This is a genomic window from Mesorhizobium sp. C264A (genome assembly GCF_040324515.1).
In the GTDB taxonomy this organism is placed as follows: domain Bacteria; phylum Pseudomonadota; class Alphaproteobacteria; order Rhizobiales; family Rhizobiaceae; genus Mesorhizobium.
In genome coordinates, this window is record NZ_JAMYVY010000001.1 from 3,281,850 (window position 1) to 3,296,047 (window position 14,198).

General features: G+C 63.6%; 9 protein-coding genes, 1 tRNA gene and 1 pseudogene. 5 read left to right on the plus strand and 6 right to left on the minus strand.

The window, feature by feature from the left end:
* Positions 1-110 precede the first annotated feature (110 nt).
* Complete coding sequence (gene ppdK, locus NKL04_RS16190) at positions 111-2,816, minus strand: pyruvate, phosphate dikinase (RefSeq protein WP_023703201.1); 2,706 nt, start codon at positions 2,814-2,816, stop codon at positions 111-113.
* Between the two features lie 217 nt (positions 2,817-3,033).
* Between ppdK and NKL04_RS16195 the strand changes: the two are divergent.
* Both NKL04_RS16195 and NKL04_RS16200 read left to right on the plus strand, forming a co-directional pair.
* Positions 3,034-3,377: pseudogene (locus tag NKL04_RS16195) on the plus strand (VOC family protein).
* A gap of 110 nt (positions 3,378-3,487) precedes the next feature.
* Positions 3,488-3,562: transfer RNA gene (locus NKL04_RS16200), tRNA-Gln, on the plus strand.
* 117 nt (positions 3,563-3,679) lie between these two features.
* Here the strand turns inward: NKL04_RS16200 and NKL04_RS16205 are convergent.
* The 4 genes from NKL04_RS16205 to NKL04_RS16220 all read right to left on the minus strand — a co-directional run bounded on the left by NKL04_RS16205 (position 3,680) and on the right by NKL04_RS16220 (position 10,158).
* The gene (locus NKL04_RS16205) at positions 3,680-3,988 is read right to left on the minus strand and encodes a hypothetical protein (RefSeq protein ID WP_023670691.1); all 309 of its coding nucleotides are present in this window, start codon (positions 3,986-3,988) and stop codon (positions 3,680-3,682) included.
* A 1,236-nt stretch (positions 3,989-5,224) separates the two neighbouring features.
* Positions 5,225-8,683: a chromosome segregation protein SMC gene (gene smc / locus NKL04_RS16210; protein WP_352723850.1), complete on the minus strand. Its 3,459-nt coding sequence runs from the start codon at positions 8,681-8,683 to the stop codon at positions 5,225-5,227.
* A 69-nt stretch (positions 8,684-8,752) separates the two neighbouring features.
* Positions 8,753-9,484 (minus strand): DsbA family protein, encoded by a 732-nt coding sequence (locus tag NKL04_RS16215; RefSeq protein ID WP_023687169.1) that lies wholly within the window; start codon positions 9,482-9,484, stop codon positions 8,753-8,755.
* Positions 9,485-9,651: 167 nt separating this feature from the next.
* A complete protein-coding gene (locus NKL04_RS16220; RefSeq protein ID WP_031209617.1) occupies positions 9,652-10,158 on the minus strand; it encodes a DUF721 domain-containing protein in 507 nt (168 codons plus the stop codon).
* A gap of 50 nt (positions 10,159-10,208) precedes the next feature.
* Here NKL04_RS16220 and mutY point away from each other — a divergent pair, with 50 nt between their 5' ends.
* Both mutY and NKL04_RS16230 read left to right on the plus strand, forming a co-directional pair.
* Positions 10,209-11,330: an A/G-specific adenine glycosylase gene (mutY, locus tag NKL04_RS16225; protein ID WP_023687167.1), complete on the plus strand. Its 1,122-nt coding sequence runs from the start codon at positions 10,209-10,211 to the stop codon at positions 11,328-11,330.
* Between the two features lie 22 nt (positions 11,331-11,352).
* Complete coding sequence (locus tag NKL04_RS16230; RefSeq protein ID WP_023701993.1) at positions 11,353-11,964, plus strand: HAD family hydrolase; 612 nt, start codon at positions 11,353-11,355, stop codon at positions 11,962-11,964.
* A 220-nt stretch (positions 11,965-12,184) separates the two neighbouring features.
* Here NKL04_RS16230 and NKL04_RS16235 read toward each other — a convergent pair whose 3' ends face one another.
* Positions 12,185-13,318, minus strand: a complete 1,134-nt coding sequence (locus NKL04_RS16235) for a site-specific DNA-methyltransferase (RefSeq protein ID WP_023687165.1) — start codon at positions 13,316-13,318, stop codon at positions 12,185-12,187.
* A gap of 189 nt (positions 13,319-13,507) precedes the next feature.
* On the opposite strand from NKL04_RS16235, the gene NKL04_RS16240 reads away from it, so the two are divergent.
* Complete coding sequence (locus NKL04_RS16240) at positions 13,508-14,194, plus strand: HAD family hydrolase (RefSeq protein WP_023701994.1); 687 nt, start codon at positions 13,508-13,510, stop codon at positions 14,192-14,194.
* The last annotated feature ends 4 nt before the right edge of the window (positions 14,195-14,198 follow it).

Genomic DNA, 14,198 nt, shown 5'->3' on the forward strand with positions numbered 1-14,198 from the left:
CGTGTTGAGCCGCGCACATCAGCGTGAATTTGCTTACAAAATCGTAAGCTTAGCGCCAAACGGCCACCCAGGGTGGCCGTTTCATCGCTGCCGAAATGACTATGTCGAAATCAGGATGCCGCGGCGCTCTTTTTGGGGCGCGGCACTGCTGTTTTGGCAATCTGCACCGCGGCTTGGGCTGCGGCCAATCTTGCGATCGGCACCCGGTAGGGAGAGCACGACACATAGTCGAGGCCGACCTCTTCGCAGAAGCGGATCGAGGCCGGATCGCCGCCATGTTCGCCGCATATGCCGAGCTTGATGTCGGGCCGCGTCGCCCTGCCTTTTTGCGCAGCCATGCGCACCAGTTCGCCGACGCCCTCGATGTCGAGCGAGACGAACGGGTCCTGCTCGATGATTCCTTTCTGCCGATAGGTCTCGAGGAAGGACGCCGCATCGTCGCGCGAGATGCCGAAGGTGGTCTGGGTGAGATCGTTGGTGCCGAAGGAGAAGAACTCGGCCGTAGCGGCGATGACGTGGGCGCGGATCGCCGCGCGCGGAAGCTCGATCATCGTGCCGGTGAGATAGTCGATCTTGACGCCGGTCTCGTCCATGACAGCCTTGGCGATCGCATCGATGCGCGCCTTGACGTAGTCGAGCTCCTTCACCAGGCCGACCAGCGGCACCATGATCTCGGGAACGACCAGCGCGCCGGCTTTCTTGCCGGCCTCGACGGCTGCCTCGAAAATGGCGCGCGCCTGCATCTCGGCAATCTCGGGATAGGAGACGGCGAGGCGGCAGCCGCGATGGCCGAGCATCGGGTTGAACTCGTGCAAGGCTTCGGTGCGCTGCCTGAGCTTGTCGAGCGAGACGTTCATGGCGGCGGCGACCTCCGCCACCTCCGCTTCCGTCTTGGGCAGGAATTCGTGCAGCGGCGGATCGAGCAGCCGGATCGTCACCGGCAGGCCGGCCATGATCTCGAACAGTTCGAGGAAATCCGAGCGCTGCATCGGCAACAGCTTGGCAAGCGCGGTGCGGCGGTCCTTCTCGGTATCGGCCAGGATCATCTCGCGCATGGCGACGATACGCTCGCCGTCGAAGAACATGTGCTCGGTGCGGCAGAGGCCGATGCCTTCGGCGCCGAAGGAGCGCGCCATGCGCGCATCGAGCGGCGTCTCGGCATTGGTGCGCACCTTCATGCGGCGCACCGCATCGGCCCATTCCATGATGGCGGCGAAATCGCCCGACAGTTCCGGCTGCAGCATCGACACGGCGCCCTTCAGCACCTGGCCGTTGCTGCCATCGATGGTGATGATGTCGCCCTTGCGGAAGGTCTGGCCCATCGACATCAGCGTGCCGGCCTTGTAGTCGACACGCAGCGAGCCGGCGCCCGAAACGCAAGGCTTGCCCATGCCGCGCGCGACCACGGCGGCGTGGCTGGTCATGCCGCCGCGCGTGGTCAGGATGCCTTCCGAAGCATGCATCCCATGAATGTCTTCGGGGCTGGTTTCGATGCGCACCAGGATTGCCTTGCGACCTTGCGTCTTCAGATCCTCGGCATCGCCCGAGGAGAAAACAATCTCGCCGGTCGCCGCGCCCGGAGAAGCCGGCAGGCCGACGCCGATGACATCGCGCGCGGCCTTGGGGTCGATGGTCGGATGCAACAGCTGATCGAGCGAGGCCGGATCGATGCGGGCGACCGCCTCCTCCGTCGTGATCAGCTTGTCGCGCGCCATTTCGACGGCGATCTTCAGCGCCGCCTTGGCGGTGCGTTTGCCGGAACGCGTCTGCAGCATCCACAATTTGCCGCGCTCGATGGTGAATTCGAGGTCCTGCATATCGCGGTAGTGCTGTTCCAGGCGGTCGGAGATGTCGACGAAGGAGCGAAACGCGTCCGGCATCAGTTTCTGCAGCGACGGCTTGTCGGAGCCAGCGGCAATGCGCGCCGCCTCGGTGATGTTCTGCGGCGTGCGGATGCCGGCCACGACATCCTCGCCCTGCGCGTTCACCAGGAACTCGCCGTAGAGCATCTTTTCGCCGGTCGAGGGGTTGCGAGTGAAGGCGACGCCAGTGGCTGACGTCTCGCCCATATTGCCGAACACCATGGCCTGGACATTGACCGCCGTGCCCCAGCTTTCCGGGATGTCGTGCAGGCGCCGGTAGGTGATGGCGCGGTTGTTCATCCAGCTGGAAAACACCGCGCCGATCGCCCCCCACAGCTGCTCGTGCGGGTCCTGTGGAAACGGCCTGTCGAGCTCCTCCTCGACCTTGGCCTTGTAGAGGGCAATGACGCTCTGCCATTCCTGCGCTGTCAGTTCGGTGTCGAGCTCGTGGCCGAGGCTGGCCTTCTGGTCCTCGAGGATTTCCTCGAACACTTCGTGGTCGAGACCCATGACGACATCGGAATACATCTGGATGAAGCGGCGGTAGCTGTCATAGGCAAAGCGGGCATCGCCGGAATCGGCTGCCAGCGCCTCGACCGTCTCGTCATTGAGGCCGAGATTGAGCACGGTGTCCATCATGCCCGGCATCGAGGCCCTGGCCCCGGAGCGGACCGAGACCAGAAGCAGCTTCGACGGATCGCCGAAACGGCGCCCGGTCAGTTGCCCGATATGGTCCAGCGCCTTGACGACATCGGCCTGCAACTCGGCCGGATAGCTGTTGCCGTTGGCGTAATAGGCGTTGCAGACTTCGGTGGTGAGCGTAAAGCCCGGCGGCACGGGCAGGCCAAGACTGCACATCTCGGCCAGATTGGCGCCCTTGCCACCGAGAAGGTTGCGGTCGCCCGCACGTCCTTCCGCGGCGCCATCGCCGAAGGTGTAGACCCATTTGGTCATGCTCGCCCTCCAAGTTCTCGGAAGATTAGAACCCCGGGGCCAAGACCCGGTTCCCCCCGCGCTCCGACCCGAGCGTTATTATGCTGCAGTGCGAAAGGCAAGGCGTGGCCGGCCAGGCGCGCCAACTACAATCGATTAAGGAAAGCCGCATCAAAAAGACTTGCCGTATCGCTGCCCAAGATATAGAACATATAGGGAACAACTTGGGAGCAGCGTGATGAAACTCAACGGAAAACTCGACTATCTCGAACTGCCCGCGACCGGCGCGACGCTGGACAGCGTCAAGGCTTTCTACAGCGCCGCCTTCTCGTGGTCGTTCACCGATTACGGGCCGACCTATTCAGCCTTCGGCGAAGGGCTCGATGGCGGCTTCCAGGCCGATGCAGGCGAGGCTCCGGCGAAACCATTGCCGGTGCTCTATTCGCAGGATCTGGAAGCCACCCTCGACGTTGTCGAAAGCGCCGGCGGCACGATCGTCAAGCCGTATTCTCGTTCCCGGGCGGCAGGCGGTTCCATTTCACCGATCCCGCTGGCAACGAGTTGGCGGTCTGGGGCGAATAGCGCGTCCCCGCGCCAAGCGGTGGATCAGTTTTGCACAGTGGCCAACTCGGCATTGAGCTTTCGTGCCGCTCGTCCTATAAGGCCGCGCGCAGCGGGCAAAGCTCGTTTGCTGGGGCGTCGCCAAGTGGTAAGGCATCGGTTTTTGGTACCGACATTCCCAGGTTCGAATCCTGGCGCCCCAGCCAAATCACATGCCTTTGGAATCAATGATTTACCGACCTTGTCGATGGCTGCCGTCAGGAGCTATCTGACTCCCACGCGACCCCGACTCCGTTGACAGAGCCGGGGCCGTGCGGAGAGGATCAGTAATCGTTGTCGTCCTGGATGACGACGGGATGATGCCGATGATGTCGATAATAGCGATGATGGCTGCGCTCGATCGAGCCGGTCACGATGACCGTATCCCGGCGATGATGTCTGCGGCCGTGGTCGTAGAAGGCAACCGTGCCGTGTCTGCGGTGATGAAGGCGTTGACCCTGGTCATTGATGACCTTTACGCTCCTGTGATGATGTCGATGGTGGGTCGTGATGACCACGTCAGCTTCGGCTGCCGGAGCTATCGTCGGCATGGCAATGAACAGCGCCAAGGCGCTCACGATCATTGTTTTCATTGTAATATCTCCACCTGCTAATTATCCCTTCGCGGGGATAACCGCGTCCCATCCCTTTGGTTCCGAGTAGCGTGGTTGGTCCACGGGCGCGATCAGTGACGGCTGCTCCCGCGCAACACGGCGTGTGAAGGAAGGAATTGCGACAACAGCTCTTGTTGGCAACTTCTGGTAAAGGCGCTCTTTCAAGCCGACCACCAGGGTTACGCCTCTCGACAAAGGAGCGCTGCGCACGACCATTCTATGTCGTCGCGTTCGATCTCCTGATCTGTGACGGGAAACACTTGTCTTGCGAGGAGGACTGTCGGCACAACTTTTCAGATTTACGAGAATACGACCAATCAGGCCATCTTAGATCGCCTAAGTCGGGCGGTCTCAGATCCCGTAAGAAAGTGCAAGGTAAACCACCGGCGCCAAGATCAGCAGAACCGCGATTCCGATAACCACTGCGATTGCCAGGCGCTCTGTTCGCCTGACAAGCTCAGCGACCTTGTCGTCGTCAGCCGATGGTATGAGGTCAAGAACGGAAGAAACTTCCGCAGGACTGTCGTTGTCGTTTGCGGGTCGGGTGGCGCCGTCACGCACAGATCTCTGGACAAAGGTCACTGTCAGCCTCTCTATTGAACGAACACCGCTTGGCGGTGTCACGACGATCGGGTGCCCGCTAACCTCTCAGGAATGGCGGGCACCCGATTGACCACCGATGAAGGGACTCATGCTCGGCAGCCGGGTTCCAATGTATCGGGAAGGCATAGGTTGCCCGCCTTCGGGCCTATGGCTCCGACGTCAGGACTTCAGTCATACCCTGTTCGGACCTTGGTCTGGCAATCGACGAAGCGATGGCCGCCATTTTGTTTCGACGCAGAAAATGCGGGAACATTAGTAGGCTCTTACGAGTTCACTCCCAGCAACTAGTTCGGGAGAGATACGGTGAACAACATAATCTGGCTCATCGGAGCAGTCGTTATCGTGATTGCGATACTGAGCTTCCTGGGCTTCCGATAAACGTGGCAGCTGAATTGCGGTGGGAGCCTATTGCCATCTGCGCCTTGTAGGCATCGCTTTCGCGTTGGCCGGGCGCTTTGCATGTGGGCTTTGGCGTTCGCTCTCAGGTGGCGCTTAAATTCCTTCTCTTCGAACCTTACAGAATGCGCGTCGCAAGCAGGTCGCAAGGGCGACGGTCCTGTTGCAACAGTCGGATCGAGGCCATCGCCGACGAAATCAACAAAGCATGCTGCGTCAGCTCGCCTCGCGCATCGCCTCGGCGGCCTGCAGATCGACCGACACCAGTTGGCTGACGCCCTGCTCGGCCATGGTCACGCCGAACAGGCGGTTCATGCGCGCCATCGTGATCGGGTTGTGGGTGATGATGACGAAGCGCGTCTCGGTGGTCGCGGCCATTTCGTCCATAAGGTTGCAGAAGCGCTCGACATTGTGATCGTCGAGCGGCGCGTCGACTTCGTCGAGCACGCAGATCGGCGCCGGATTGGTCAGGAACACGGCAAAGATCAGCGACATCGCCGTCAGTGCCTGCTCGCCGCCGGACAGCAGCGTCATGGTCTGCGGCTTCTTGCCGGGCGGACGGGCCAGGATTTCGAGCCCGGCTTCGAGCGGGTCGTCGGATTCGATCAGCTGCAATTCGGCCGTGCCGCCACCGAACAGATGCGAGAACAGCCGCTGGAAATGGCCGTTGACCACCTCGAAAGCGGCAAGCAGCCGTTCGCGGCCTTCGCGGTTCAGGCTCTGGATCGCTTGCCTGAGCTTGCGGATCGCCTCGATGATGTCCTCGCGCTCGGAGACGATGGTCTCCAGCCGGTCCGACAATTCCTTCTGCTCTTCCTCGGCGCGCAGATTGACGGCGCCGAGCCGCTCGCGCTCAACCTTCAGCCGGTCGAGCTGGCGCTCGATCTCGGCCATTTCCGGCATCGGGCTGTCGGCTTCCAGGCCAGTATGGCGAATGACCAGATGCGGCGGCGTGTTCAGCGTTTCCTGGATGCGCGCCTCGACCTCGAGCCGGCGCTCGTCGGCGGCGGTCAATCGCTCTTCGGCGCGGACGCGGGTTTCGCGGGAATCGGCCAGCGACTGGATCGCCGCGGTGGCGGCCTTGTCCAGCTCGGCCTGGTTGTTCTCGGCCTCCTGCAAACGGTCGGCGGCCGCCTTGCGCAAGGTCTCGGCCTCGGTCAGCTGCGACAGCAGCGCGCGCCGCCTGGCGTCGATCTCGTCGGGGGCGTCGGCCAGCGTTTCGCGCTCGGCCTCGGCCTCGGCCCTGCGCTCGCCCAGCGAGGCAATCTGCGTCGAGGCGTTTTCGGCCCGCTGCAACCAGTTGCTGCGCTCGGCGCCGATGGCGTCGAGCCGGCGCGTGCGCGCCTCGGCTTCGCGGCGCAGGCCTTCATGGACGGCGCGCGCGTCGGCCAAGGTTGCGCGATCGCGGCTGACATTGGCGGCGGATTGTTCAAGCTGCAATTGCAGGTCGCCGAGATCGGGGGCGTCCTGCAGCAGCATTTCGGCCTCGGCGAAGGCGGCGGCCGTTTCTTCATGGCTGTCGACGATTCGCGCGCGCGCCTCGTCCAGGGCGGCGCGGCGGCTTGCCAGCTCGCCACCGGCCTTTTCGGCCTCGGCCAGCGCGCTGCGGGCGGCGTCCAGGCCGTGCTGGGCATCGCGCCCGGCCTGGCGCGCATTGCGTTCGGCCTCGCTCGCCTGGCGGAGTGCCTGTTCGGCCTGGGCAAGGGCGGCTTCGGCCTCGCGCATCATCTGCGTCGCCTGTACCGCCTCGGCATCGAGCTCGGCCAGCCGGTTCTTCTGCGCCAGCCTCTGCGCGGCCGCGGTCGGTGCATCGGCGCTGGCGGTCAAGCCATCCCAACGCCACAGCGCGCCGTCACGGCTGACCAGCCGCTGGCCGGGGGCAAGCAGCGTCTGCAGGCGTTTGCCGTCCGCCGCATCGACGATGCCGATCTGCGCCAACCGGCGGGCAAGCTGCGAAGGCGCGCGCACCACGCTGGCGAGGCTCTTGAGGCCTTCCGGCAAAGCCGCATCGCCTGGTTCAACCTGGCTTTCGCCCCAATGCACCGGCGCGCTGCGGTCGAGCGGCACGTCGAGATCCTCGCCAAGCGCAGCACCGAGGGCCGTCTCATAGCCGCGTTCGACGCTGAGTTGCTCCAGTACCGACGGGAAAAGATCGCCGCTGGCGGCATTGAGGATCTTGGCCAGCGTGCGGGCTTCGGTCTCGATGCCGGCGAGTTCGGCCCTGGCATCCTGCAGCGGCGGACGGGCGGCACTCTCGGTGGCGCGCGCCTCGGCGACCGCCTGTTCGGCAGCAATGGCGCCGGCCTCGGCTTCCTCCAACCGGGCGAGCGCGTCCTCGACCAAAGCGCGCTTCTCGGCGGGATCGGGCAGGCCGGCGACTTTCGAGACGATCTCCGATAGCTCGCGGTCGACATCGGCCAGCTGGCGGGCAAAGCGATCGCGGCGTTCGGCGGTGTCGCGCAGCGTGCGCTCGATCTGGTTGCGCGAGGCGGCGGCCTCTGCTCGTTCGGCGGTCAGCGCCGCGAGCTTTGCTTCGCTTGTTATAAGCGTTGCGCCGGCCTGCTCGAAAGCGGCCCGCGTCGTGGCTTCGCGCTCGGCGGCGCCGGCATTGTCTGAGTTGAGCGTGGCTTCTTCCTCGCGCAGGCGCTCAAGAATATCCGCATTGTCGCGGACCATGCGCTCCTCGCGGGCGATGTCGCCGTCGAGCTGCTGCAGCCGGCGCGCGAGTTCGGCCTGGCGGGCGCGGATGCGGCCTGCCTCCTCCTCGATCTGCGCCTTGGCGATCGACAGGCGCTGGAAGGCGGCAGCCGCGGCGGCCTCGGCATCGCGCAGATCGGGCAGCCGGTGGGCACCGATGCCTTGCTCACGGGCGGCAGCCATCTGGGCGGCGGCGCGGTCGCCGACCAGAGCTGTGGCAACCGCCAATGCCGACCGCGCATCGCCCTCCTGGGTTTTGGCCAAGGTCCAGCGCAGATGCAAGAGCGTGGCTTCCGCCTTGCGGATATCGGCCGACAGGTTCTTGAAGCGCGATGCCTGGCGCGCCTGGCGCTTCAGGCTTTCGATCTGGCTTTCCAGTTCGCCGACGACGTCGTCCAGCCGTTCCAGATTCTGTTCGGCCGCCTTCAGCCGAAGCTCGGCCTCGTGACGGCGCGTGTGCAGGCCGGAAATGCCGGCGGCCTCTTCGAGCAGCGCGCGGCGCGCCTGCGGCTTGGCCTGGATCAGTTCGCCGATGCGGCCCTGTCCGACCATGGAAGGCGAGCGCGCGCCGGTCGACTGGTCGGCGAACAGAAGCTGCACGTCCTTGGCGCGGGCTTCCTTGCCGTTGATGCGGTAGAGCGAGCCGGCTTCGCGCTCGATGCGGCGCGACACTTGCAATTCATCGGCGTCGTTGAAGGCGGCGGGCGCGGTCCGGTCGCTATTGTCGAGGAACAGCGTGACTTCGGCGGTGTTGCGGGCCGGGCGCGTTCCCGAGCCGGAAAAGATCACGTCGTCCATGCCGGACGCGCGCATGTTCTTGTATGAGCTTTCGCCCATCACCCAGCGCATCGCCTCGACAAGGTTCGACTTGCCGCAGCCATTCGGCCCGACAATGCCGGTCAGGCCACGTTCGATGACGAACTCGCCGGGTTCGACGAAGGACTTGAAGCCGAGGAGGCGAAGGCGCGAAAACTTCATTCGCGCCTGCCTGGAAGGCACAAAGGTGCGCTGACGCCGAAGCGCAGTCGCTCCGGCGCCGCCTGGACGTCAGAGCAGAGGGTCGATGATGGCCGATATTTCCTCAATCGACATCGCACCTTTGTAGGTTTTCCCGTTGATGAAGAAGGTCGGCGTCGAGTCGACCTTGAATTCATCGGCGCCGCGCTTCTGGACCGATCTCACATCGTCCAGAAGTTTCTGGTCCGTCAAGCAGGCCTCGAAGGACTCCTGTGTAAAACCGGCGAGCTTGGAGATCTGCAGCAGCGCATCCTTGGTATTGTTGACGCCGACCCAGTTGGCCTGCTGCTTGAACAGCACGTCGACCATCGGGAAATAATTGTCCTTCGAACAGCGCGCCAGCATGAAACCGGCCTCGGCGCTCGGATCGAACGGGAATTCGCGCAGGATGTAACGCGCCTTGCCGGTGTCGATGTATTTGGTCTTCAACTCAGGGAAGGTGGTCGCCGCGAAATGCGCACAATGCGGGCAGGTCATCGAAGCATATTCGACGATGGTGACCTTGGCGTCATCCTTGCCGAGCTGCTTGTCGGGCAAAGCGCCGGGCTTCAGCAGTTCGGCCATGTCGACATTGCCGGAAGACTCCGGGACCTTGACGGCGGCCGGAGTGGCAGGCGTCGAAGCAGGCACCGCGGGAGCCGCAGGCTTCACATCCGCTGCTTTGGCATCCTCGCCTGAATCGCTGCATGCGGCGAGCATAGCCACTGCCGGAATGACGGCCAGCGAAGACAGGAGGTTTCTGCGGGACAAGCTACGGTTCATGCGAATCACCTGACTGTGGTTTGATTTTGCAACGCAAAGGCTAGAAAAGGCGAGAGTTGGCGGGAATTAAGGCATCGCCGTCCCCATTCCAATCGCCAAACTCTACATGCAGGATCACGAATGCGCGAGATAGATGACGCGTTCATGACCGACTGATTACCGGTTGATTACCTTGGCCGCTTCCTTTGGCCAAGAATTGTGGCGCCAAGACGCTCCAGCGAGGCGCGCAAGCCTTCATCCTCGATCTTGCCGACGGTATCGGACAATTTGGCCTTTTCGACAGAAGTCAGTGCTCTCGGCGTCGGTTTCGGCCGGGCTTTGTCCCTCAGCACCGGCTTTTGCACGATCCGGATCCTGCCGATCGCGTTGAAGCCGAGAAAGGCATTGACGCGGTTGATGATCTCGCCGGTCTCGTGCTGTAGGTGCAGCGCGGCCATGCCCTCGCAGGCGATGACCAGCACCGCCGGCTCGAACGGATCGTCCTCATGCATGCGGCGCGGCCACTGGATTTTTTCGGGGCGCGAATGGCCGGCGAGCCTGGGGCCGGCGATCTCTTCCCATGACTGCACCAGCCCGATCGAAATGCCGGCCCGCTTGCGCAGCACGGGGTCGAGGATCGCGGTCGCGACATCGCTCACCGGAACGGGATTGCCGTAAGGCGTTCTCCCTGCCATGTACGTTCTCCAGCCACGCTCCTCACCAGCCTAGAGCCAGCCCGCGATCAATGGCACTGCACGAACAGACCCGCAAGGCCGCATCCGGACCAACTCTATCGGGAGAGATCGCCGCGCGTCTGCTTGCCTGGTACGACGCGCACCATCGCGAACTGCCGTGGCGGATCACGCCGCACGCCGCGGCCGGCGGTGCACGGCCGGACCCCTATCGCATCTGGCTTTCGGAAGTGATGCTGCAGCAGACCACGGTCGAAGCGGTAAAATCCTATTTTCGCGCCTTTGTCGAGAAATGGCCTGATGTGAAGGCGCTGGCGGCTGCGCCGGCCGAGGATGTGATGAAGGCCTGGGCCGGGCTCGGCTATTATTCACGGGCGCGCAACCTCAAGGCCTGCGCCGATCTGGTTGCGAGCCAGGGCGGCCGTTTTCCCGACAACGAAACGGGATTGAGGGAATTGCCGGGGATCGGCGCCTATACGGCTGCGGCGATCGCGGCGATCGCCTTCGACCGTCCGGCGGCGGTCGTCGACGGCAATGTCGAACGTGTCATCTCGCGGCTCTATTCGATCGCAACGCCGCTCAGCGAGGCAAAGCCTGAAATCCGCGCGCTCGTCGCAAGACTGGTTCCGCAGACAAGGCCGGGCGATTTCGCCCAGGCGATGATGGACCTCGGCGCTACGATCTGCGCGCCAAGACGGCCGCGCTGCATGCTGTGCCCGGTGCGCGAGGATTGCAGCGCCATCCTGTCCGGCGACCCCGAGCGCTTCCCGGTCCGCCTGCCCAAGGTCGACAAACCACTCAGGCGGGGTGCCGCCTTCGTCGCCGAGCGCGGCGACGGCGCCATCCTGTTGCGCAAGCGGCCTGACAAGGGCCTGCTCGGCGGCATGACCGAGGTGCCGACCACAGGTTGGACAGCGCGGATCGACGGTGCAACCACTTCGGAGGCAGCGCCCTTCCCTGCCGACTGGCGGCGCGCTGGAGAGATCGCGCATGTCTTCACCCATTTCGCGCTCGAGCTCGAAGTCTTTCACGCTCAAGTGAAAAGTGATGCGCCGGAAGGGCATTTCTGGTCGCTGGCCCATGACATTTCCGGAGAAGCGCTGCCGACGGTCATGAAAAAGGTCATCGAAGCAGCGATACCGGGCGCAACCAAAAAGCACCGCCCCATTGACTAGCATTCGCTTTGAAAGGCCAGAAATGACTGAAATCCGCCATATCGTGTTCGACATCGGCCGCGTCTTGCTCCACTACGATCCGAACATTCCGTTCAGCCGCCTCATTCCCGATGCCGAAGAGCGCAAGTGGTTCTTCGACAATGTCTGCACGCATGACTGGAACATCGAGCAGGACCGTGGCCGGACGTGGGAAGAGGCGGAAGCGCTGCTGATCGCGGATTACCCGGATCATGCTGAAAACATTCGCAATTTCCGACGCTATTGGAACGACATGGTGCCGCATGCCTATGAGGACAGCGTCGCCATTATGCTCGGCCTGATCGAGAGCGGCCACGACGTGACCATGCTGACCAATTTCGCCGCCGACACGCTTGCCGAGGCAAGACTGCGCTTCGACTTCCTCAGCCGCCCGCGCGGCGTGACCGTGTCGGCCGATATCCGTGAGATCAAGCCCGACCGCGCCATCTACGACCATCACGTCGCCGCGTTCGGTCTCGAACCGTCAGCCACGCTGTTCATCGACGACAGCCCCAGAAATGTCGATGGCGCCAGGGTGGCCGGCTGGAATGCTGTGCTGTTCACAGATGCAAAAACGCTCAAGGCGGACCTTGAGCGGTATGGCATCGCGACCTGAGCTACGCAGAGGGGTCGAAGGTAGCGCTTTATGGCGCCCCCCTCTGCCCTGCCGGGCATCTCCCCCACGAGGGGGGAGATTGGCAGCCTCGCCGACGGCTCTTTCTTACAACGTTGAAGGTTGGCGAAAACAATGAAGCGCGCGATCTCCCCCCTCGTGGGGGAGATGGCCGGCAGGCCAGAGGGGGGCGCCGTAGGGCGCCGACCTTTATGTGGTAGCGTCAGGCCCCTGCCCGTTCCATGCCGAGCCTGGCGATGCGGCGTAGTTCGTCGATCGGGGTCAGGCCGCCCGAGCGCTCATAGTGCCAGAAGGTCCAGCCGTTGCAGGCGTCCAGGCCCTGCACTTCGGCGCCGATCTTGTGGATCGAGCCGGCGCTGTCACCGATGGCAACCGTGCCGTCGGCGCGTACCTTGGCCGACCAGCGCTTCTTGGCATCGTAAAGCGTGGCGCCGGGCTGCATAAGCCCGGTATCGATGAGGCTGACAAAGGCGACGCGCGGCTCGGCGCGCTTGCCGGTGAGCACGGCGAGATCGGCGCTTTCCAGCGGCCGCACCGCATCGATGCGCTCATTGGCGGCGTCGATATAGGCCTGTTCGCGCTCGATGCCGACGAAATGGCGGCCAAGCCGCTTGGCCACGGCGCCGGTGGTGCCGGAGCCGAAAAACGGGTCGAGCACGATGTCGCCCGGCTTGGTCGAGGCCATCATGATGCGGGCGAGCAGCGCTTCCGGCTTCTGCGTCGGATGCAGCTTGTCGCCATTGTCGTTCTTCAGCCGCTCGCCGCCAGTGCAGATCGGGAACAGCCAGTCGGAGCGCATCTGGATGTCGTCGTTCGATGCCTTCATCGCTTCGTAATTGAAGGTGTAGCCCTTGCCCTTCTGGTCGCGCGAGGCCCAGATCATGGTCTCATGCGCGTTCTGGAAGCGGCGACCGCGGAAATTCGGCATTGGGTTGGTCTTGCGCCAGACGACATCGTTGAGGATCCAGAAGCCGAGATCCTGCATCTTGGCGCCGACGCGGAAGATGTTGTGGTAGGAGCCGATGACCCAGATGGTGCCATTCGGCTTCAGCACGCGGCGTGCCGCCAGGAGCCAGGCGCGGGTGAAGGCGTCATAGGCCTCGAAACTCTCGAACTGGTCCCAGTCGTCGTCGACGGCGTCGACCTTGGACTGGTCGGGCCGGTGCAAATCGCCGTCGAGCTGCAGATTGTAAGGCGGATCGGCGAAGATGACGTCGATGGATTTTTCCGGCAGCCGGTCGAGCGCGGCGACACAATCGCCCTTGAGGATCGTGTCCAGCCACTCGGATTGCTGGGGGGCGTGGGAGAGGTCGGCGAGAAGACGCACGGCAGACATTTTTACACCCAAGGCACGCGTTACTGTTTACTCCCCGTTATGGTTACCGATCAGCGTAAATATTCGGTGAAGGACGCAACAGGCCAAGCAGCCCTGACGTCGTCAATTTGCGCAGCCCGGCCCGTTGGTGTATGTCGCGCCGCTTGAGCCTTGCCGGGCCTCTCATCACCCTCCCTCGTTCGGATTGCCATGCCCCAGCCAGACCTTGTCATCTTCGATTGCGACGGCGTGCTCGTCGATTCCGAAATCATCGCAGCCCGCGTCGAGGCCGAATTGCTGACCTTGGCCGGATATGAAATCTCGGCTGAGGAATACGCCGAAACCTATGCCGGACTGACCATCAAGGACATCATGATGCGGGTCGAGGCAAAGTCCGCGATCCCGTTCCAGGCCTCGATGATCGACCGGGCCGAAGAGCTGGTCGACCGCAAACTGCGCAGCGACGTGCGCGCCATCGACGGCGTGCGCGAGGCGGTCGCCGCGGTCACCGCGCCGCGCTGCGTCTGCTCGAACTCACGCTTGGAGCGGATCGAGTTCACGCTGGAGAAAGTGGGCCTGCTGCCGTTCTTCGCCGGCCGGATTTTTTCAGCGCTGGAAATACCAAGCAAGAAAACCAAGCCCGCGCCGGATGTGTTCCTGATTGCGGCGGAGCAACTCAACGCCAATCCGGCAAACACCTTCGTCATCGAGGATTCGGTGCACGGCGTCACCGGCGCCAGGGCCGCCGGCATGCGCGTGATCGGCTTCACCGGCGCCGCGCACAGCTATCCCGGCCATGCCGATGTGCTGACTGAAGCCGGCGCCGAAACCGTCATCCGCCGCTGGGCCGAACTGAAAAGTGTGATTGCCGCTCTGTCGGAGTGGTCGGACGCCTGAACCG